Genomic DNA, 20,558 nt, shown 5'->3' on the forward strand with positions numbered 1-20,558 from the left:
ATTACTGATGTATACGCTTTCGGAAGAAAACTATTTAAAAGCTATTTATCGCCTTGCATTACAAGGGAAGGATTTTAAAATAACGCCCACCGCCATTGCCGAATCACTCAGCAATAACCCGGCCTCAGTGGTAGATATGATCCGTAAGCTTACCGAAAAACAATTGATAGAATATGATAAAAAGAATGGTGTAAGGTTAACCCAGCAGGGCTTAAAGGATGCTACATTAATTGTACGCCGCCATCGACTCTGGGAAGTTTTTTTACTGGAGAAATTAGGCTATCACTGGGATGAGATCCACGATATAGCCGAAGAACTGGAACACATTAACGATGCCACCCTTGCCGACAGGCTGGATAAATTCCTGGGCTTTCCTGAATATGACCCGCATGGTGACCCTATACCAAAGGCGAACGGTAAAGTGCCCAAATCCTATTCCGTAAGCCTTTCTGAGCTTAAACCTGGTTCACAAAGCCATGTTGCCGCCGTGCGCGACACCAGGAGTTCATTTTTGCAATACCTTCAACGGCTGAACATAGGGATAGGCACAAAAATTCAGTTGATTGAAAAAATTCCGTATGACAATTCGCTGGTGATAAAAATTGAAAACCGCGAGGATACCACGGTTTCGCAAAAGTTTGGCGAGAATATATTAGTAGATTAATTTTTTAGGTTAAAGGTAAAAGGATAAAGGTGAAAGGTTTTGTTACGCTTTACAAAAAAAGCCTTTTACCTTTCACCTTTGTCCTTTTACCTCTTTTATGGTTTCCCCGTTACTCTTGATGATTCGGCAAGTTCACCATCAACGTCTACATCAAAGTAGAGGCGGTAGATCTCCCATTCATTTTTGGGTTTGTAAAACATAAACGTCATGCGGGCCGGTTGGCCTTCGTGTTTAAGCAGATAGCTGTACAGTACCAGGCTGTTTGAAGCCTTGCTCTGCATGATCAGGTCCTTGCCGAGATATTTGCCTATTACACTGCGCATGGAATCTATTTTAACAATAATCCCCGTAAGCCGGGTTGAATCCATCTGCTTGTTGCTTTTAAAAATATCAATCACTGCACGGGCTGTGCCTTGCTTGTCGTATTCTTTAAAAAACTTATCAATAAAGGTTTGTACCCCGGTTACCGGAGCCGCGGCCGGAGTTGCCGCCTGGGTTTGTGCCGAGGCAACATTGCCGGTGAATACCAGCGCCGATACAATAAAAAATAAGGGTTTAAATGCTTTAAAGTAGGTGTATCGCATGTTCAAAAATGTTAATTTTTAAAAGTAGGCATTTTTTACAAATCCCCCAATAATAGCTATTAAGATGATTGAAATGTGGCAAAGCGGGCAGTTAAAATAAAGTTTCAAAAAATAAAGAGCCCGGTATTCTCATATCGGGCTCTTACATATTTTATATTAAAATGATTACTTGGTAACGTACATTACTTCTTTAACCGCTTTGATCACCCTTTCAGGGTTTGGCAGGTACTCCTGGATCAAAGTTGGAGCATAAGGAAGCGGAACATCGCCACCCATGATACGCAGGATAGGAGCATCAAGGTAATCAAACGCGTCTTTTTGAACTTTGAAAGCAACCTCGGTAGCAATTGAACCTAACGGCCAGCTTTCTTCAATAATTACCAGGCGGTTTGTTTTCTTTACCGATTCAATAACTGTAGCATAATCGATAGGGCGTACAGTACGCAGGTCGATCACTTCAGCGTGGATACCTTCTTTTTCAAGTTCGGCAGCGGCTGCAACAACCACTTTCATGATCTTGCCAAAGCCAACTAAAGTAACATCAGTACCTTCTTTAACTACTTTTGCTTTACCCAATGGGATATAGTAAGTTTCTTCAGGCACTTCACCTTTATCGCCATACATTAACTCCGACTCCATAAAAATAACCGGATCGGGATCAAGGATGGCTGATTTTAATAAACCTTTAGCATCGTATGGGTTTGATGGTACAACCACTTTTAAGCCAGGGCAGTTGGCATACCAGTTTTCAAAGCACTGGCTGTGCTGTGAGCTAAGCATACCTGCATTACCGGTAGGGCCGCGGAAAACAATCGGCACCGAAAACTGGCCGCCGCTCATTGACATCATTTTGGCAGCGCCATTAATGATCTGGTCGATAGCTACCAGTGAAAAGTTGAAAGTCATGAACTCGATGATAGGGCGTAAGCCATTCATTGCCGAGCCGATGCCGATACCGGCGAAACCCAATTCAGAGATGGGCGTATCTATAACACGCTTTGCGCCAAATTCGTCCAGCATTCCCTGGCTTACTTTGTACGCGCCGTTATATTCGGCAACCTCTTCACCCATCAGGTATATATTCTCGTCGCTGCGCATTTCTTCGACCATGGCCTCTCTTAGCGCTTCTCTGAATTGTATTTCTCTCATTATCGTAAAATGATGTTTTTTTGCGAACGCAAATATAAACACTAATGTGTTAAATGCAATTAACCATGGTATTGGTTTGATTTTTAATACATATATTTTACATTTTCATCATTCTGCAAGAAGTAAAGCCTCAAACCGAACCTCAAAAGCACAAATAAATACTACATTAGTTCCTAAACCTCACACAAATGAAATTCCCGTCATTAAAAAACCTGTTACAAAGCGCGGTAAATACCATTAAACGTTATCCGTTTGAAACACTTTTTGCCTTAGCTGGCACCATAGCAGCTACTATAGAGATCGAACTTAATCACCTTAACCGTGTAAGCGAAAACTGGTGTATGCGCACTATCATGATAGCTAACCTTGGTTTCCTGCTTAGTCTTTCAGCTACGCTGTACACGCAAAGCAAAGGATGGAAAACAACCAAAATGGTATTAGCAAAAATTGCGGCGGCTGTGATAGCTGTACTGTTCATATTTATTATTAACCCCCCCGAACGACAGGCAGATTATACCCGGTTCTTTCTGCTTAGCCTGGCTTTTCATTTAATGGTTTCTTTTGCTGCCTTTACCGGCAAAGGCCAGATACAAGGGTTTTGGCAGTTTAATAAAACTCTTTTTTTACGCTTTTTGGCATGTATGCTGTATGGCGTAGTATTGTTTGCTGGGCTGGCCGCAGCAATAGGAGCGACCAACTTTCTGTTTAATTTTAAGTTTGAGTGGGATACTTATCAGATTTTATGGGTATGGATCACAGGGATGTTCACTACTACCTTCTTTTTAGCGGGAGTACCAACAAACACTCGCGCGCTTAATGAAGATGAAAGCTACCCCAAAGGCCTAAAGATCTTCACCCAATATGTACTCATCCCGCTATCAACAGTATATGTGCTCATTTTACTGGCTTATGAAATCAAAATACTCATTGAATGGAAGCTCCCTAAAGGCCTTGTATCAAACCTGATATTAGGTTATGCCGTATTTGGCATATTATCGCTCCTGTTGGTATACCCCATCCGCGAGCAAAACGAAAATAAATGGCTTAAAACCTATACCCGTAGTTTCTACTTTTTGCTCATTCCTTTACAGATATTGCTATTTGTGGCTGTTGGTACAAGAGTATTTAGTTATGGCGTTACAGAGTTTAGGTATTTTTTGATAGCACTCGCTTTGTGGCTGCTGTTCATTTCGCTTTATTTTTTATTATTTAAAAAGCAGAATATTAAAATCATTCCAATCTCACTCTGTATACTAACCCTGCTTAGTATTTATGGGCCACAAAGTGCATTTACCATGAGTATGTATTCGCAAAGGGGTATGGTGATTAGCTTTTTTAAAAAGCATAATGGATTTAAAGATGGAAAGCTGACACTTGTTGATAGCACAAAAATCAACATGAAGGAAGGAAGCCTCGGCGCAAGCAGGCTCAGCTATTTCATTTATCATTACGACCTAAAGGGCTTGCAACCCTATTTTAAAAGAGATTTAAACATAGTTGCTGATTCATTAGCAAAACAAAAGGGGGAGTACAACAACCTGCTGGTTGACAGGGAGGGGTTAAGGACTTTAAAATATCAATGGGCAAAAAAACAATTGGGCCTAGGCCGTTTCAGTGATTATTATTATCCCTTTGCTGAGACAACAACCGATTTTTCAGAGAGCGAAAGCTATGTGTTTAGTCAAAAAGAAAATATCACGGTTGTTAAAGGATATGATATTGAACTTGCAAGCAACCTGGGGGCAGATACTGTGATTAATAACTATAATGGCATCACTATAAAGCAAGTTTATTTTGCCGAAACACACAGGTGCAGCTTAATGCTTAATAACGATATAGTTAAATTTGATCCCATTGAGATTGTGAATAAAATGATGACCGATACTACTACGCTCGAAAAATATCGTAGCAAAAAGAATAAAGATAACCTTTATATGCCAAAAGGCTATGAGCTGCCAGCAAATCTGATGCAGGTAACCAGACAAACGCCCGGTTATACTGTAGTATTTCAATTCAGCAGTATTTACTTTGATCGTTCAAAAAAAGGAAACCCAGATATAAAAAACTTTAGTGGAACATATCTCATCAAAATAAAGTAAACAGTCAGCTTATATCTTAATCCGGATATTGATTTTATCCAATAACCCCGTGAGCCATACCATTACAAAAGCAAATACAATGCATTTTATGAGGCCCCCGGTGCCCTGGCTCAGGTATTCGGGGTAGCCTATCCTGCTCATTTCATATATGGGATAAAATAGGAAGGGCACTATGTAACAGGTAAAAGTGTTGGTGCCGGCGGGCTCTATCACCTTAAACCAGTTGTATTTATTTTTAACATCAACCAGGAAAATAAAGAAAGCATATACCACCAAACTAATGCCGGTACAAATGAGCACCCATGAAGGGGTATCGCGTTCTTTGGAAATGCCGCCACTAAAATAGCGTACTATAAAGCCCAGGTTAAACAAAATTATTGCAATCAGGATCATGGCCACCCAAAGCATCTTCATTTCATTATTGGCCTTGAGGCGCATGTACAATACAGAAATAAATACCCCTGCCATGGTGAACGATTGCATGGCGCCATTACCCGCAATCCAGATATAGCCCTGCAGCTTGTCGATAAAATCAAGAAAGCCGAAATGCACATCCAGGTTAAAGAAAATGAAGAACATCCAGGCCGCCAGTTGTACCCATAAATGCCCGTCGGAATAGTAATAGATAAGTGCGCAAAGCATGTATGACCAGCCTATCAGGCCTAAAATACCCCACCAGGTAAAGTGAAGCCAAGTATGCCCGGGGTCGCTGGTACGATATAGCAACGCCATGCCTGCAAGTAACAATATACCGAAGCCCTGCAGCAAATAACGTTTAGTGGGTGACGTGTCCTTGCCGTAATCTAAAAAAATAAAGAAGAAGCTGAATGTAACCAGGCTTTCCCAAACTGGTTTGGGTAACAAGGTGGCAGCTTCATTGTAGGTTTCCATGTTGGCATGGAAAAAACCTATAAAAATGAGCGCGAATGAGCGGCTCACTATCCGTGATAATAGTTTGAAATTATCGCCCTGCTTTAACCTGTTTTGAAAAGCAAAGGGAATAGAAAGCCCGACTATAAATAAAAACGCGGGAAAAATAGTATCTGCCAAACCCAGCGCATCAACATTTGAGCCCGCGTGTTTAAGCCATGTTGGGGTATTCGGAATGCCATCCAGGTCATTCACAAATATCATGAGGAACATTGTTACAGCGCGGAATGCATCTATTGAACGTATGCGGCTAAGAAAATTATTCATTCAGTCATGTAAATGCAACAAGCAGCGTAAATGTTTTAATTTAACGGTAATTAAATTAAAACATTACTATTACAAGGCTTTTTTAATCTCTGTCGCGGCTTAGCTTGCTGAATAAAAGTGGATTTTCATTAAGTTCGAGCCCTTCCCTGCGGTTCTTTACAATGTGGATAGCTGTAAACAGCGCTTCGCGGAAGGAAACCTCAGAAGCCTGGTTTTTTCCTGCTATATCATACGCAGTTCCATGATCGGGCGAAGTGCGCACAAAGTTTAGCCCGGCTGTAAAATTAACACCTGTTTCAAAGGCGATCTGTTTAAAAGGGATCAGGCCCTGGTCGTGATACATAGCCAGTACAGCATCGAACTGCAGGTAAGTGCCATTTGCGAAAAAACCATCGGCCGAGTACGGGCCAAATGCCAGGATATTGTTTGAACGGGCTTCTTCAATAGCGGGTATAATGATATCTTTTTCTTCGCTGCCGATAAGGCCGTTGTCGCCAGCGTGCGGGTTAAGCCCCAATACTGCAATTTTTGGCTTGCGCACCCAGAAATCATTTTGTAGGCTTGTGTTCATTAGCTTCAGCTTGGCCAATATTTTTTCGGCGGTAATGCTTTCGGCAATTTTTGATACCGGGATATGGCCTGTAACCACACCCACACGTAAAGTATCGCTCACTAAAAACATCAGCGATTCGGCGGCTCCATCATATTGCTGCAAATATTCTGTATGGCCGGGGAAGTGAAACTGCTCACTTTGGATATTGTCTTTATTGATGGGGGCGGTAACCAACGCATCTATATAACCCTCTTTCAGGTCATAAACAGCGCGCTCCAACGATTTAAAGGCGTACTTGCCGCCCGCTTCCGTAACCTGCCCTATATCAATCTTTACATCCTCTTCCCAACAGTTGATCATGTTAGGTTTGCGAAAATGAGTTTGTGAAGGATCATTGATCACCAAAAAATTAAGCTCATTAATCTGGGTCGCGCGGCGGTGGAACGAAGCCACTTTGGTATGCCCGTAAACAATAGGCGTACAATAATCATAAATCTTACTATCGGCCAAAGTTTTAATAATTATCTCTAAACCGATGCCGTTTACATCGCCAATGCTGATCCCAATTTTTAATTTATCGCTCATTTTTATATGTTGATTTCACCGATTAGTTCGTGATTTCACCGATTGCCCAATGATTACACAGAATTTTAACAGTGATGATTATTAATGGTTTATAAAAGCTCAGTACTTAAAGTAAAGCTTTTACCTTTAACCTTTCGCCTTTAACCTATCTTTACACCTGCAAATAAAAGATTTTAAGCTTATAGTTCCTGATAAAAGCACAAATATGATTTAATTTGCTCAAATATTTGATTAATAATGACATTGGTAAGGGCAAAAAAACATTTAGGGCAACATTTTCTTACTGATAAAAACATAGCAGCGAAGATAGTTGACAGCCTGAAACCCGAAGGGCGTTTCGGCCATGTGCTTGAGGTAGGGCCGGGCATGGGTGTACTGTCTGATTTTCTGCTGCAAAAAAGCGAGTACGAAACATCACTCATTGATATTGATACCGAATCGTACGATTTTCTGAAAAAAAAATACCCGCAATTAGGTACCCGCCTTATCAATGCCGATTTTTTGGAGCTTGATTTTAAAAGCATTTTTCCCGAAAACTTTGCCATTATCGGTAATTTCCCCTATAACATCTCATCGCAAATACTTTTTAAGGTGCTTGACAACCGCCAGCAGGTGGTTGAGGTAGTGGGCATGTTCCAGAAGGAAGTAGCTGAGCGCTGTGCCGCCAAACCAGGCAGCAAGGAGTATGGTATACTTAGCGTGTTTTTACAAGCCTATTATAAAGTGGAATACCTGTTTACGGTGAAGGCCGGTGTATTTAATCCTCCGCCCAAGGTGCTTTCAGCAGTGATCAGGCTTACACGCAACGATAAACAAACACTTGATTGCGACGAGAAGCTATTTTGGCAGATAGTAAAAGCGGGTTTTAATCAGCGCCGCAAAACCCTGCGCAATGCCATATCATCGCTCATTAACAAAGAAAAATTGACTGATAAACCTGTCCTCGATCTGCGTGCGGAAAGATTGAGTGTAGAGGATTTTGTAAAACTTACTAACGCGGTTTCAGCGAGCAGGTAGGTAATTAAGGTTTCAGTCCCCTCCCAATCACCGACAAAAGGGAAGAAATGAGGTCTCTATATTTTTAACCCGCTACTAAAACCTGCAACTGCTGCTAAAAAATCAATGCTTATTTCCAAATCCAAATTCCCTGTATGAATTTGGTACGTCATCGGTATTGCTGAAGGCAAAGGTGAAAGTAGTACTCCAATTCTCATAGTCGGCTTTTTTATCCTGCGATGGTTCAACATGGGTTGAGCTGACCATATATACCCCCTCACGGCTCAGTTTAAAAAATACCAGGCCATTGCTGTCGCTCAATAATTTTTGCGGAACGATGGTGCCGTTCAAAGTACGTACATATTGCATCACCACAGCATCTTTCATGGGTTTGCCTCTAAAAAGCACTTGAGCGGTAACATCATCGCCATAGCTTGATTTATAGGGATTTTGCTGTATTACAATTTCATATTCCTCACCCAGGGGTTTATCAAAGTCCTTACCGTTAGCTTTATCAACAGAAATAAGGGTTTTGCTTGACTGGTGATACTTTTCAACAAAGTATTGCTGACTACTGGCCCGGGCTTCTTCGGCCATTTTATCGAGGCCTTCACTTTCAAGTGCTCTGATAAATTTATTCCTTTCCGATTCTGTTTCATCATCCCTTACCAGTTCAAAAAGCGCAAGCCCGGAGTTTTGCAGCTCATAGATAAGCAGACTGCTATCAGCAGAGTTACTGACTTTTGAAAGGTCCGTTTTCTTTGAGCCTTCATACAGCATAAATTTAGTTGCCTTTGCTGTGGCAAACTTAAATTCATTTTCGGGTTTAAACTCGTTGCCGCTCAACAAGTGCAGGTTAAGCTTATCGCCTTTGTGAACGTAAAAATTATGTGGCAATAAGAAAAAATCCTGCGAACTGGCCGCAAAGCCGATCATGAGCAGTAATATAATGATGAAAATAGAGGTGCGCTTCATAGTTTTTGGATAGTATCACCAAACATACAAAGTTTTAAAAACTTCAGTAGTTTTACGTTATGATTTTTGACAGGAAAAACCTCGATAATGATACTTTGCTGGAATTTTATAAAAAAATGCTGTTTCCGCGCATGGTTGAAGAGAAGATGCTGATCCTGCTGAGGCAGGGCCGCATTGGCAAATGGTTTTCGGGTATTGGCCAGGAAGCCATAGCAGTTGGCAGCGCCCTTGCTATGAATGCCGACGAATATATTTTGCCTATGCACCGCAACCTCGGTGTTTTTACATCGAGAAATATCCCTTTGTCGCGGTTAATGGCGCAATGGCAGGGCAAACCCTCGGGCTTTACTAAAGGGCGCGACCGCTCCTTCCACTTCGGCACCCAGGAGTATAAAATCATTGGGATGATCTCCCATCTCGGTCCGCAGCTTGCCCTGGCCGATGGCATTGCCTTAGCGGATGTATTATCGGCTAAAAAAAAATCAACCCTTGTTTTTACCGGCGAGGGTGCTACCAGTGAAGGAGACTTTCACGAAGCACTTAACATAGCCTCTGTTTGGAAACTGCCAGTAATATTTCTGATCGAAAATAATGGCTATGCCCTTTCAACCCCCACCAACGAACAATATAATTGCCGCGAACTGGTTGATAAAGCCATAGGCTACGGTATTGAAGGCCGCCGTATTGACGGTAATAACCTGCTTGAAGTTTATAATACCATAACCTCACTTAATAAAGCTATCCGCGAAAATCCGCGCCCCATTTTGCTGGAATGTATGACCTTCAGGATGCGCGGGCATGAAGAAGCGTCAGGCACCAAATATGTTCCCACTAATTTATTTGAGTGGTGGGCCGGAAAGGACCCGGTTACAAACTTTGAAAAGTACCTGATTACTGAAGGGGTTTTGTTTAAAGACATGATCTCTGTTATCCGTAAGGAGTTCGCCGCCCTTATTGAAACCGAAATTGAAAAGGCTTATGCCGAAACAGATATTATACCGGATGTGGCCACCGAAGTGCAGGATATGTACAAGCCTTACAGCTTTCCTGTTGTACAGCCAAAATCATCGCCGGTTACCAGTAAGCGCTATATAGATGCCATTAGCGACGGGCTTAAACAAGCTATGCGCAAACACCCCAACCTGGTGATCATGGGGCAGGACATTGCCGAATACGGCGGCGCATTTAAAATTACCCAGGGCTTTGTTGAGGAGTTTGGTAAGGCCCGTGTACGTAACACCCCCATTTGCGAATCGGCAATTGTTGGTGCAGGCATGGGACTTGCGCTTAACGGCTGCAAAGCTGTGGTTGAAATGCAATTTGCAGATTTTGTTACCTGCGGCTTTAACCAGGTTATTAACAACCTGGCAAAAACGCATTATCGCTGGGGGCAGGGCGTTGATGTGGTAATACGGATGCCCGCGGGTGCTGGTACCGGCGCGGGCCCCTTCCATTCGCAAAGCAATGAAGCCTGGTTTACCAAAACTCCCGGCTTAAAAGTTGTTTACCCGGCTTTCCCGGCAGATGCCAAAGCGCTGCTGCTTGCTGCCATTGACGATCCTAACCCGGTAATTTATTTCGAACACAAATACCTGTACCGCAGTATCAGCGCCGATGTGCCCGATAATGATGTAATGATAGAGATAGGCAAGGCTAATATGATTAGGCAAGGCGAAAAGGCCAGTATAATTACATTTGGTCTTGGTGTACACTGGGCATTGGAGTATGCAGACAAACATCCCGATCAATCCATAGAGATCATCGATCTGCGCAGTCTGCAACCCTGGGATCAGGAAGCGGTGGAAACCAGCGTTAAGAAAACAGGCCGGGTGCTGATTTTGCATGAAGATACGCTTACCAACGGTTTCGGCGCCGAAATTGCCGCCCATTTGGCCGAACATTGCTTTAAATATCTTGATGCTCCTGTAATGCGCTGCGGTAGCCTCGATACGGCTATCCCCATGAACAAAGCCTTAGAAGATCAGTTTTTGGCCAAGGCGCGATTGGAAGAAAGCATGGAAAGGCTGCTGGCTTATTAGGCAGGGCCCCGAGCTATACTTCTATTCCTTTAGGTTTCATGTCGCACTGAGCAGCACCGTTAAATATTTCGTTAACTCTTGATCTTAACTGATTATTGGTGATCAATTCGGGTATAATAAAAAGACTATACTGCTTATCTAATTGCCTTTGGGTTTAAGTAAAACACATTGAGTTTTGGAAGAGGCATAACTATGGTTAATATTTTAAGCATTTAAATTATTTTTCAATAAAAAAGGATTGTTCAACGGGTATGGCTGTTTGCAGTTTAGGCTCATGGCTATTACCATATTGCCAGGCCACTACCGTAACCTTTACCGGGAAACGGCTTCTTGGCGGAATAGCTGTAATTTTTAATGTATTGCCTGATAACTCCGCCGGGCCTTCTAATATATAAAACCCTACAGGCACCTGTGCATCTGAGCTGGCATCCAATTTTATTCCCTTTGCATGTGCCTTTTGGTTAGGGACCGGTAAAAATGTAATATGCTGTTCCGTCCCTGCTGTATTGTGTGGCGGCACAAGCATTTGTGATTGCTGCACGGCCGGTTTATACTCAGCATCTCCAGGATGGGTAGCAGCAAACCACAACTCATAACTATGCGGGTTCTCCCAAAAACCGTCCTGCGGGCTCAATCTGAAAGTGGAATCATTTATCTTGATAACCGGGCCTGTAATGCGGTTAATGGCAATAGGAATATTCCCGGCAGCATGCCCTATAGCGGAACCAACCGGCATGCCTGCCCAAACAGGTAAACGGGGACTGCCCCCGGGTACCGTATCATAAAATGCAGCATGGAGTTTAAAAGTGATGCCATCGGCTTCAGGTTCAAATTTCAGGTTTACTTGCTGGTGCGTATTACGCTGTTCAACCATTTGGCCATGTTGTACATAACCTATTAACTGGGGTTTTTGATTGCGATGTTTTGCCTGGTAAGTTATTGTTGCCCGTGCTGTTTCTTCATCAAAATACCAAAAGGCTTTTGAAGCATCGCCATTATACCTGCCTACCGGTGCTGCATCCGCGGCGGGCAATTCATTATAGCGCCATTTATCAACCAGCCAGCCGGTTTTTGTCGGATCGATATCAATCAATTTCGGAACGGTACCCGGAGGTACATTTTTTGGCAAGCGGTACTGCATGGCTTTTTTAATGTAGAAGGCCAGGTAACCGGTTTTTTCAGGCGTGGCAGCGAAATGCCCCTGTGTAGGGTTGGATAGCATACTCAACGGCAGCAACGGATGTTCCTGTCTTTCTTTTAATCCTTCATCGCTCCAGGTGTTGGCAGCTTCGTATTCGCCCATTGTTTCCAAACAAGGGATATAGTCCAGGCTTTGATCTTTACGCCAGATATCGGGAGCAAAAACGTTTCTTACATATGGCCATTGCCCACTTACCGAGATGCAAGCAAGCGTACGCGAAGGGTTCCATGCACCAAAATAATAAGGTGCGCTTGCCGCTGCCGAATGCCCGATAGGGATCACCGGCGCTGTTTTCAATTCGCTATAACCTGAAATATCAGCGAGGTCATTGATCAACGTGTTAAACTGATCTCCGGCGCCCTCATTAAACAAAAACTTAAGATTGAAAGCCGGGCTAACCCAAATCTCCGCAACACCCAACTTGCCCATTTCCTTTCTGAATTGAGGATCTTCCAATATGGATTGCTCCTCCATATTGTTCTGGGCGAATATGACCGCCTTCACTTGCTTACAATTCGGCGATATCCATAAAAAAGCCCTCGACGGATCCCGCTTAGTACCAGCAGGCTTAACCGGCACCGACCATTGCCAAACAGCAGCTTTTGCTACCGGCAGATCCGCCAACATCAGCGAACTTAAAAAAATAAAATAAAGACAATACCTTTTCATAATTCTAATTCAATACAATTTTTAACATCGGCGCTTGCCGGCATATTAAAACACCATTGTTTATTGCCGAGCTGATTTATCGGCTCGCCTTTTATCGTAACATTATTGAGTGTGATAGTATGGTGGGCAGGTAATATGAGGTTTGATATAATTCTGCGGGCTTTTCATCAGTGCTTAACTTTATAAAATTTAGCGCCGAATAAAAAGATCACCGCGTAGCATATAATTGGCAGATAATAAGCGTGGGCTACACTATGATTGGCTATCAGCCCCATAACCATTGGAAATACCGCACCGCCTACTACGCCCATTGCTATGAAGGATGAAGCCTGTTGTGTATGACTGCCCAGGTTTTTGATCCCCAAGCTAAAAATAGTGGGGAACATAATGCTAAAAAAGAAGTTGATCATCAGCAGAGCGATGTATGATGTCCAGCCCAGGCTCTGTGCAACTATCAGGCACATTAAGATACTGCCGCAGGCAAATGCCGCTAATAATTTATTGGGCGCGATATAAGTCATTAACGACGTGCCCACAATACGCCCCAGCGCCATCATCCCCATAAAAATAATCATAAAGTAACCGGCCTTTTCATTACTGAAATACATAATATCCACACCGTAGTTGATGAAATATGCCCATGTGCCGGCCTGTGCCGCCACGTTAAAAAACTGTGCCGCAACTGCCCATACAAAATGCGAATGCTGATATAGTTTTTTAGATGGTTCCACGTCCACGTTAACCGCATCAGGATTGACGGCCGAAGTTTCTGCATGCGGATCTGTTAAAACCGGAATTTTCAAAAACATAAAAGCAACTGCTATAAGTATAATCACGCAGCCGATGGCCACATACAGCGCTTTTACTGAGCTTAGGTCGGTTGTGTGGATAGCTTTAGGTCCAAATAAAAAATACGTGCCAATACCGGGGCCAATCATAGTACCCAATGCATTAAAAGTTTGCGCAAAATTTACCCGCTGGTCGCTCCGGCGCTGATCGCCCAGGGCCGCCGCAAATGGATGAGCAACAGTTTCTAAAGTAGCCATACCGCAGCCCATAATAAATAAGGCTATCCTGAAAAAAGTAAATGAAGCCGCGTTGGCCGCAGGCACAAACAGGAATAAGCCCGAGGCAAATAAAACCAAGCCTAGGATTACACCCGGTTTGTAGCCAAACTTCTTTAAAAAATAACCAGCGGGGATACTCATAATAAAATAAGCCCCGAACACGGAAAACTGAATTAAGCCCGACTGAGATTTGGAGAGATGGAGCACATTTTGAAAATGCTTATTCAAAATATCGCTCATGGAGTGCAGCAATCCCCACATCAAAAACAGGGAGGTAACAAATACAAAGGTTACGATGAATTTTTTCTCGGTAAAAGCTGGTTTATTGGTCATATTGTTGTTAAAATTAATTACCCGGATGATTGGCGTTAAATAAGATATTAAGTCCTCGCCTGCTATCAAAAGCCGCAGCAGCACCCATCAGTGCCGCGTCTTCTCCCAATAAAGCTAATTTTATTTTTAAACTTCCAGAATATGCTGTTAACCTGGCGGTAAGTTCATCCAGAAACATGACCGATGCTTTTGCAATATTGCCACCAATAACAATTACATCAGGACCTTCGGTTTGGATAATATCCCGGAGGAATAAAGACAGGTTGACCGCAAACTCATCAAAGATGTTCCTGACCACAGCGCTGTGTTTGGACATTGATATCAGCGAGCTCACTCCGGTAACGGACAGTCCGGTTGTTTCATGATATCGCCGTAAGAACCATCTTGTAGAGAAGTAATCATCTGCAATGCTATCTTTATAAGGTTCGCCGCCCAGGTTTAAATCTTTCACAATACCATCAACGCACAAAGCTGAACCAAACCCTGTGCCCAGCGTAAGCCCAAGAGCCTTACGGGAGCCGTTGCCTGCTCCCGCCACAACTTCCCCTTGTAAAAATGCTTCGGCGTCATTTCGGAACAGGATATCTGCAGCATCTATCCTGAGCTCTTCCGACAGGTATAACTTAATATTTAAACCATAAATGGCCTCATACTTATGCAGGTCTTTGATCCGTGAAATCCCATTTTCATAATCAAACGGGCCAGGCATGGCCAGGGCAACCTGCTGAGCCGGAGAGCCGAATTTTTCATAAGCCCGTGTCAATGCTTTCGCCCACGTTTTAAGTATTTCAGCTGCTGTTCCATGCGAGTCCACAGTTAACCTGGTACGGGTATCTTCAATGATCATCTTTTTTTCCAGATCAATGACCGCTGATGTAATATGCGTACCGCCGATATCTGCACTGATTACATAATTATTTTTACGCTGTTGGCTCATGTATGCTATATATATTATGGATTATTTTTCGGGAGTAAGATAAACCGCCTCGCCGCCCGATGGCAGCAGGGCAAATTTTAATACTGTTTTACTGTTAACACTTTTACTGCTGACCCTGACATGCGTTTCAGTGTTCACCGATGGGTCATCGCTGTAAATTGTTGCCTTATACTTTTTACCGGGTTCTAAAAAACTTAGGTCAAGTTTGATTTCACGTGCATCATTGTTGGTGATAGTACCTACAAACCAATCTTTTCCGCTTCTGCGAGCTGTGGAAATGAATGCGCCGGGTGTTCCCTGCACTATTTTCGTTTCGTCCCATATGGTTGGGATCTTGTCCCAAAATTCCAGTTCGGGCTCATTATGCTCCGCCGAAGGCTTATCATACCAATACAGCGTTTGCAGCGGGCTGTAGTAAATTGTTGCCAGCGCCAATTGATGGGCATGGGTAGTTTTAATACGTTTATCAAAATAACAGAAGGTATAATCGGCTGCTCCGGCAATATACCGCGTAAAAGGCAGCACGGTATTGTGCGTGGCATCGGGCATTTCCTCGTTACCACGGATCCCTTCGGCCGACATCAGGTTTGGCCAGGTACGCTGCTCGCCGGTTGGCCGCCAGTCGTCATGAATATTTACCATGATCTGGGCAGCGGCCGCCTGTTGAATTGCTTTTTCCACCCAGGTTGTCCAGCGGTGCGAGCCCTGCTGCACAAAACCAAATTTTACGCCTTTTACACCCCATTTATGATAAATAGCAAATAAACTATCACTTTGGGCTAATAAACCCTGCTGATTAACATATAACCAAACACCAACACCCTTATCCTTGCCATATTTGATTATACCAGGCAGGTCAAAATCAGGTATAGCAACCTTGGTAGCATCCGAGCTAAAGCTAAATGCCGGTCCGTACCATTTCCAATCAAACAGAATATATTGCAGGTTATGCTTTACCGCGAAATCAATATTTGTTTTTGCCTCATTTGTTGTCATGGCCATTACCCGCATGATTTTACCGGGTTTAATCCAATTAGTGTTGGCTATTGCCGATGGCTCATTAAGATTTAACATCATGTAATTATGTTCAATCAGGTCGCCCGGTTTTTCAGCTATCATGATTGCCCGCCATGGTGTGCCTACCGGCGAGATGAGTTGCGCCCCGCCAAACATAGAGGTTACCAGGGTGGATGATTTATCGGCACTCAGCTTAAATTTGGTGCGTGCATAATCAATTAGTTGTGCTTCCCCCAGCGCTGCAAAAAGGCCGTTAGGCAATTCGATGGTTAACGGCCGTTCGCTTTCGCCGGGCCAGTTTTTTAGCGACAGTTTGTAATACGGCGCTTGTGCCCAATTGGCAAACCAGGCCTGGGTGCCTTCAGGCATGTGAAACTCGGTGTTTTCCGCAGTGATGTTGTAGTAGGTTCCTTTAGGATTTTCGGGGAAATAATACCGGAATGCAACCCCCTCGTTATAAACCCGTACCTGCACCTGCATTACATAAATGGGATTGTCATCCTTTACCAGCGTAATATTCATTGCGTTGTAATGATCCCTGATCATAGCCCGCTCTCCGGTAACTGGTGCCCATGTGGTATCATGCCGGGAGGAATCAACGCCAGTGGTCAACAGGTTTTCGCACCAGTTTTTATGCTGATCTACCTTCAGCGCCATTGCTTTTTCTGAAAGGTTATTATCCAGTTGCAGATCGAGGACCGACTCCAGAATTACCGGTTTGTTTTTATAATCCACGCTATAGTACATGCTACGCTTCCCGGTCTCAACTTTTTGACGGAACCTGAATGTTATATTTTTATCCGGCGACCGAAGGCTAAGTACAGAATCTTTTATTCCCTGTCCCCGAACCACGCTGATAAAGCAGCTTAACCATAAACCGGTAATCAATATTATTACGTTTTTTTTCATGTCAGATAGTATTTATCCAGGTAAGACAAATAATTTCATGATTTATAATCATATGAAAAGCAATTAGCAGTAATAATTATAAAGTTGATTCCGATCTTCTTGAAAGATAGTATATTACAGATAGGTAAGGGTAGATAAATAGGAGCTAAAAAAGTGAGAGCCTGACCTGTGCGAGCATGTGCAAATTGAACCGGCCACTTTTAACCGCCCATTGGCAGCCTTCAAGGTTGAATTTCGGCCCATGGTATGATTCTCCTTCCGGATAGTTCATCAAACTCTCATCTTAAATGCCCGGGCTTGCCATAAGCTCTGCAACGTTGCAAAACCCTAACCGGGAGGAGCGTTGTTTCATGCGTGACTCAAGGTTTGCCCGATAGGTAAACGTAAAGGGCGTCAGCACCACCACTGCTTCCGAATAAAAAAAATTTGATAAGTATTTACGCAGCATTCGAAATATACTTCACCAGGCTTCTTTTGGCCACCGGCAGCAGCGTTTGTTCAAGCGGAAAAGTGATATCGCTGTGTACATAGTAAACAGCTGGGTTGGGCATAAACTTGTTCCGGTTTATGAGATGCAGTTTAATACTTTCGGGGGTATTGGTGATACTTTGTTCGTAGGCATCAACAAAAGCTACGTTAATGCCCCGGTATTTATCATCCTTGCCTTCAAAAATAGTGATCTGGTACTCGTAGATCCGGTTGGTGCGTTCTTTGCCATTCTGTAACGAAAAATAACCGTGATAGGGCATTAAAGGGATAATGCCCACCGGATCAATATTCACATGGCTTTCTACAAAATCATAAATGTCCCTGCCGGTTTTTATAGCCGGGTCCATTTTGCCTAATGCGTAAGTAATGATCTGCTCTATCTCCTGCATGCTTTGATCATCCATAATGATCTTTTGATAGGTGAGTTTTACAGCGTCGATATCAGCCTGTGTTAAGCGTTGCGGAAAGGCCTGCTGTAGCAGCGATTTATTTTTTTTAAAATCGATGAGGTTGTTATAATGAAATATCAGGTCGGCCAGGTTGGGATATAACCGGCTGTTATCGAAGTGACTGTTAATCTCCTGAAGGTAACTTAACAGGATATATTTTTTGTATTCAAAATCAATATGACCTTCAATAAACCAGTTTGCGCCTAATTGCCTCATTTTTCAGCCTCCTTTTGATAGCTTAAATTAAACAAAAAACACCAACTTTGCAATATGCCCTATGGAACCCTTTATTTAATTCCCGTACCGCTGGCCGATGACGCGGCCGCAAAATCATTTACGCCCTACCTTACTGATACCATAAACAGTATCAAAGAGTACATCGTGGAGAATGAAAAAACCGCCCGTCGCTTTTTAAAAGAGGCCGGCTTGAAAACCCCGCAAAGCGAGCTGGTAATCCATGATTATGGCAAGCATAACCGCGACATGGGCAAGGCCGATTTTTTTAAAGGCCTGCAAGCGGGTAATGATGTTGGGCTGATGAGCGAAGCCGGCTGTCCGGGTGTTGCCGATCCCGGTGCCGAGATTGTGGATAAAGCCCACCGCATGGGCATTAAGGTAGTACCACTGGTTGGCCCAAGCTCTATTTTGCTGGCGTTGATGGCTTCGGGCTTCAGCGGACAAAGTTTTGCATTTCACGGCTATTTGCCTATTGATAAGGTGCTTCGTGCTAAAAAGATCAAAGAGCTGGAAAGCACAGCCATAAAGCTTGATCAAACCCAGCTATTTATCGAAACACCTTTCCGCAATAACCCCATGCTTGAGGAGATCCTGAAAACAGGCAATCCCAAAACCAAGCTTTGTATAGCCTGCGACCTGACCGCTGCAACCGAGTTTGTGCAAACTAAAACCATTGCCGAATGGCAAAAGAAAGTGCCTGATCTGCACAAGCGCCCAACTATCTTTTTACTCTATCACGGCAATAAATGACCATAAGCCAGCAGCATACCCCGGTTGTAATAGTAGGCGCGGGCCCATCAGGTTTGATGATGGCCGCTCAGCTTTTACGCTATGGGATGCAGCCGGTAATTATTGATAGCAGGCAGGGACCAACCACACATTCAAAGGCGCTTGCCGTTCAGGCACGGTCTATGGAGATTTACCGGCAGATGGGCGTTATCGATAAAGTGCTCAATGATGGTAAACGGGGAGGGGGTGTACAGTTTAACCAGGACGGTGAAGAGGTTGCCAGTCTTTCGCTTGCCAATGTTGGCGAAACGCAAACGGCTTTTCCATTTATCCAGATGTACCCGCAGAGCAAAAACGAGCGGTTATTACTTGATTTGATTACCCTCAACTGCTGCCCGGTATACTGGAACACATCGCTGCTGTCACTAAGCCAGGATGCTGATAAGGTAACACTGAAACTGCAAAGCGGCGAGGATAAACAAACCATTACCTGTGATTGGCTGGTTGCGGCAGATGGTGCCCATAGCACTGTGCGTAAGCAACTGAGCATTCCTTTTAAGGGGGATACCTACCAGCATCAATTTTATTTGGCCGATATAAAAATAGAGGCCGACTTTGGCGATAAGGTTAACCTGTTCCTCTCAAAAAAAGGTTTCGCGGGCTTTTTCCCCATGCCCGATGAACGGAGCTATCGTGTGGTAGGCAACCTGCCCGATGAGTTTGATAAAAAGGACGAGCTTCAAATTGGCGAGGTGTTACCACATTTGCGGGATGTAACCCAACAACAGATCATTGTTGAACATACCAACTGGTTCACTACCTACCGCCTGCATCACCGCATGGCCGATAAATTCAGGGAGCAGCGCTGCTTTTTAATTGGTGACGCCGCGCATATCCACTCGCCGGTTGGCGGACAGGGGATGAATACCGGCTTGCAGGACGCCTATAACCTGGCCTGGAAACTGGCAGGTGTAATTAATAACCAGCTTAAGGTATCGGTGTTAGATACCTATGCGCAGGAAAGGATGCCGGTAGCAAAAGAGCTCCTTAATACTACTGACCGGATCTTTAAAATGATCCTGTCGCGTAACTGGTTCATTAACTTACTAAAGAAATATTTGCTGCCTGTTATTTTAAAATGGGTATGGAGGAAACCCAGCCTTCGCGAAGCCTTTTTTAAACGGGTATCGCAAACCGGTATCTCCTATCGCGACAGCGCCATAAACCTTAACTTAAGCCATGCCAGCCAGATCAAAGCAGGCGATAGGCTACCTTATCTCAAAGTGTTCGACGAAAAGCGGGAGGTGGAAACCGACCTGCATGAATGGTGCAGTAAACCGGGTTTTACGCTCATCTGTTTAGGCAAGCTCAAAGAGCTCGACCTGTTTACCATTGCCAAATGGATCACCCAAAACTATGGGGCCAGTCTTAATTTTTTTTACCTGCCGCCATCAGCAAAAAATCAACACATTTTCGATGCTTTCGCCATCAAAGAAAACCAAAAAAAAGCGCTCATCACCCGTCCGGATATGCATATCGGTTTTTTAAATGATGTGGTGGATATTGATATGATGGATAATTATTTGCTGAATGTAGCGGGGGTGAAGCCGATCATAGTTCATGGTTCATAGACCATGCTTGCCTGCGAATTGTTCCTGCCTGCGTATTTTCGCCATGAAC

Annotated in this window: 16 protein-coding genes; 6 read left to right on the top strand and 10 right to left on the bottom strand. The window is 43.6% G+C overall.

Features of this window, described 5'->3' with window-relative positions:
• The first annotated feature begins 7 nt into the window (after positions 1-7).
• Positions 8-664, top strand: a complete 657-nt coding sequence (locus ABIC84_RS27035) for a metal-dependent transcriptional regulator (RefSeq protein ID WP_429265582.1) — start codon at positions 8-10, stop codon at positions 662-664.
• A 95-nt stretch (positions 665-759) separates the two neighbouring features.
• Here ABIC84_RS27035 and ABIC84_RS27040 read toward each other — a convergent pair whose 3' ends face one another.
• A complete protein-coding gene (locus tag ABIC84_RS27040; RefSeq protein WP_429265583.1) occupies positions 760-1,248 on the bottom strand; it encodes a hypothetical protein in 489 nt (162 codons plus the stop codon).
• Positions 1,249-1,413: 165 nt separating this feature from the next.
• Positions 1,414-2,397 carry a pyruvate dehydrogenase complex E1 component subunit beta gene (locus ABIC84_RS27045; protein ID WP_354484641.1) on the bottom strand — a complete coding sequence of 328 codons (984 nt, stop codon included), beginning with the start codon at positions 2,395-2,397 and terminating at the stop codon, positions 1,414-1,416.
• Between the two features lie 188 nt (positions 2,398-2,585).
• On the opposite strand from ABIC84_RS27045, the gene ABIC84_RS27050 reads away from it, so the two are divergent.
• The gene (locus ABIC84_RS27050; protein WP_429265584.1) at positions 2,586-4,496 is read left to right on the top strand and encodes a DUF4153 domain-containing protein; all 1,911 of its coding nucleotides are present in this window, start codon (positions 2,586-2,588) and stop codon (positions 4,494-4,496) included.
• Between the two features lie 9 nt (positions 4,497-4,505).
• Here ABIC84_RS27050 and ABIC84_RS27055 read toward each other — a convergent pair whose 3' ends face one another.
• Both ABIC84_RS27055 and pdxA read right to left on the bottom strand, forming a co-directional pair.
• Positions 4,506-5,693 carry a DUF5009 domain-containing protein gene (locus tag ABIC84_RS27055; protein ID WP_321556689.1) on the bottom strand — a complete coding sequence of 396 codons (1,188 nt, stop codon included), beginning with the start codon at positions 5,691-5,693 and terminating at the stop codon, positions 4,506-4,508.
• A gap of 82 nt (positions 5,694-5,775) precedes the next feature.
• Positions 5,776-6,831 (bottom strand): 4-hydroxythreonine-4-phosphate dehydrogenase PdxA, encoded by a 1,056-nt coding sequence (gene pdxA / locus ABIC84_RS27060; RefSeq protein ID WP_429265585.1) that lies wholly within the window; start codon positions 6,829-6,831, stop codon positions 5,776-5,778.
• A gap of 237 nt (positions 6,832-7,068) precedes the next feature.
• Here pdxA and rsmA point away from each other — a divergent pair, with 237 nt between their 5' ends.
• The gene (rsmA, locus tag ABIC84_RS27065; protein WP_429265586.1) at positions 7,069-7,848 is read left to right on the top strand and encodes a 16S rRNA (adenine(1518)-N(6)/adenine(1519)-N(6))-dimethyltransferase RsmA; all 780 of its coding nucleotides are present in this window, start codon (positions 7,069-7,071) and stop codon (positions 7,846-7,848) included.
• A gap of 102 nt (positions 7,849-7,950) precedes the next feature.
• On the opposite strand, the gene ABIC84_RS27070 is transcribed toward rsmA, so the two are convergent.
• Entirely contained in the window at positions 7,951-8,802 is an 852-nt protein-coding gene (locus ABIC84_RS27070; RefSeq protein WP_429265587.1) for a DUF4198 domain-containing protein, read from the bottom strand.
• Between the two features lie 59 nt (positions 8,803-8,861).
• On the opposite strand from ABIC84_RS27070, the gene ABIC84_RS27075 reads away from it, so the two are divergent.
• Entirely contained in the window at positions 8,862-10,841 is a 1,980-nt protein-coding gene (locus ABIC84_RS27075) for an alpha-ketoacid dehydrogenase subunit alpha/beta (RefSeq protein ID WP_429265588.1), read from the top strand.
• Between the two features lie 217 nt (positions 10,842-11,058).
• Here the strand turns inward: ABIC84_RS27075 and ABIC84_RS27080 are convergent, their stop codons facing one another.
• The 5 genes from ABIC84_RS27080 to ABIC84_RS27100 all read right to left on the bottom strand — a co-directional run bounded on the left by ABIC84_RS27080 (position 11,059) and on the right by ABIC84_RS27100 (position 18,128).
• Entirely contained in the window at positions 11,059-12,711 is a 1,653-nt protein-coding gene (locus ABIC84_RS27080; protein ID WP_429265589.1) for a hypothetical protein, read from the bottom strand.
• A gap of 167 nt (positions 12,712-12,878) precedes the next feature.
• Positions 12,879-14,111, bottom strand: a complete 1,233-nt coding sequence (locus tag ABIC84_RS27085) for a sugar MFS transporter (RefSeq protein WP_429265590.1) — start codon at positions 14,109-14,111, stop codon at positions 12,879-12,881.
• Positions 14,112-14,124: 13 nt separating this feature from the next.
• Complete coding sequence (locus tag ABIC84_RS27090; protein ID WP_429265591.1) at positions 14,125-15,048, bottom strand: ROK family protein; 924 nt, start codon at positions 15,046-15,048, stop codon at positions 14,125-14,127.
• A gap of 21 nt (positions 15,049-15,069) precedes the next feature.
• Entirely contained in the window at positions 15,070-16,974 is a 1,905-nt protein-coding gene (locus ABIC84_RS27095) for a glycoside hydrolase family 97 N-terminal domain-containing protein (RefSeq protein ID WP_429265592.1), read from the bottom strand.
• 437 nt (positions 16,975-17,411) lie between these two features.
• Positions 17,412-18,128, bottom strand: coding sequence for a hypothetical protein (locus ABIC84_RS27100; protein ID WP_354484628.1), 717 nt, complete (start codon positions 18,126-18,128; stop codon positions 17,412-17,414).
• Between the two features lie 54 nt (positions 18,129-18,182).
• Between ABIC84_RS27100 and ABIC84_RS27105 the strand changes: the two genes are divergently transcribed.
• On the top strand, positions 18,183-18,899 hold the full coding sequence (locus tag ABIC84_RS27105; RefSeq protein ID WP_426583776.1) for an SAM-dependent methyltransferase: 717 nt from the start codon (positions 18,183-18,185) through the stop codon (positions 18,897-18,899).
• Positions 18,896-20,509 carry an FAD-dependent oxidoreductase gene (locus tag ABIC84_RS27110; protein WP_426583778.1) on the top strand — a complete coding sequence of 538 codons (1,614 nt, stop codon included), beginning with the start codon at positions 18,896-18,898 and terminating at the stop codon, positions 20,507-20,509. Before ABIC84_RS27105 ends, ABIC84_RS27110 begins: the two co-directional genes overlap by 4 nt.
• The last annotated feature ends 49 nt before the right edge of the window (positions 20,510-20,558 follow it).

The sequence above is a fragment of the Mucilaginibacter sp. 3215 genome, assembly GCF_050433785.1.
GTDB lineage: Bacteria > Bacteroidota > Bacteroidia > Sphingobacteriales > Sphingobacteriaceae > Mucilaginibacter.

Excerpts from the sequence above, each read along its gene's own strand:
- ABIC84_RS27095 (WP_429265592.1), bottom strand. The coding sequence starts at position 16,974 with ATGAAAAAAAACGTAATAATATTGATTACCGGTTTATGGTTAAGCTGC.
- ABIC84_RS27045 (WP_354484641.1), bottom strand. The coding sequence starts at position 2,397 with ATGAGAGAAATACAATTCAGAGAAGCGCTAAGAGAGGCCATGGTCGAA.
- ABIC84_RS27055 (WP_321556689.1), bottom strand. The coding sequence starts at position 5,693 with ATGAATAATTTTCTTAGCCGCATACGTTCAATAGATGCATTCCGCGCT.
- ABIC84_RS27035 (WP_429265582.1), top strand. The coding sequence starts at position 8 with ATGTATACGCTTTCGGAAGAAAACTATTTAAAAGCTATTTATCGCCTT.
- ABIC84_RS27075 (WP_429265588.1), top strand. The coding sequence starts at position 8,862 with ATGATTTTTGACAGGAAAAACCTCGATAATGATACTTTGCTGGAATTT.
- ABIC84_RS27090 (WP_429265591.1), bottom strand. The coding sequence starts at position 15,048 with ATGAGCCAACAGCGTAAAAATAATTATGTAATCAGTGCAGATATCGGC.
- ABIC84_RS27040 (WP_429265583.1), bottom strand. The coding sequence starts at position 1,248 with ATGCGATACACCTACTTTAAAGCATTTAAACCCTTATTTTTTATTGTA.
- ABIC84_RS27080 (WP_429265589.1), bottom strand. The coding sequence starts at position 12,711 with ATGAAAAGGTATTGTCTTTATTTTATTTTTTTAAGTTCGCTGATGTTG.
- ABIC84_RS27070 (WP_429265587.1), bottom strand. The coding sequence starts at position 8,802 with ATGAAGCGCACCTCTATTTTCATCATTATATTACTGCTCATGATCGGC.
- pdxA (WP_429265585.1), bottom strand. The coding sequence starts at position 6,831 with ATGAGCGATAAATTAAAAATTGGGATCAGCATTGGCGATGTAAACGGC.
- ABIC84_RS27110 (WP_426583778.1), top strand. The coding sequence starts at position 18,896 with ATGACCATAAGCCAGCAGCATACCCCGGTTGTAATAGTAGGCGCGGGC.
- ABIC84_RS27085 (WP_429265590.1), bottom strand. The coding sequence starts at position 14,111 with ATGACCAATAAACCAGCTTTTACCGAGAAAAAATTCATCGTAACCTTT.
- ABIC84_RS27105 (WP_426583776.1), top strand. The coding sequence starts at position 18,183 with ATGCCCTATGGAACCCTTTATTTAATTCCCGTACCGCTGGCCGATGAC.
- ABIC84_RS27100 (WP_354484628.1), bottom strand. The coding sequence starts at position 18,128 with ATGAGGCAATTAGGCGCAAACTGGTTTATTGAAGGTCATATTGATTTT.
- rsmA (WP_429265586.1), top strand. The coding sequence starts at position 7,069 with ATGACATTGGTAAGGGCAAAAAAACATTTAGGGCAACATTTTCTTACT.
- ABIC84_RS27050 (WP_429265584.1), top strand. The coding sequence starts at position 2,586 with ATGAAATTCCCGTCATTAAAAAACCTGTTACAAAGCGCGGTAAATACC.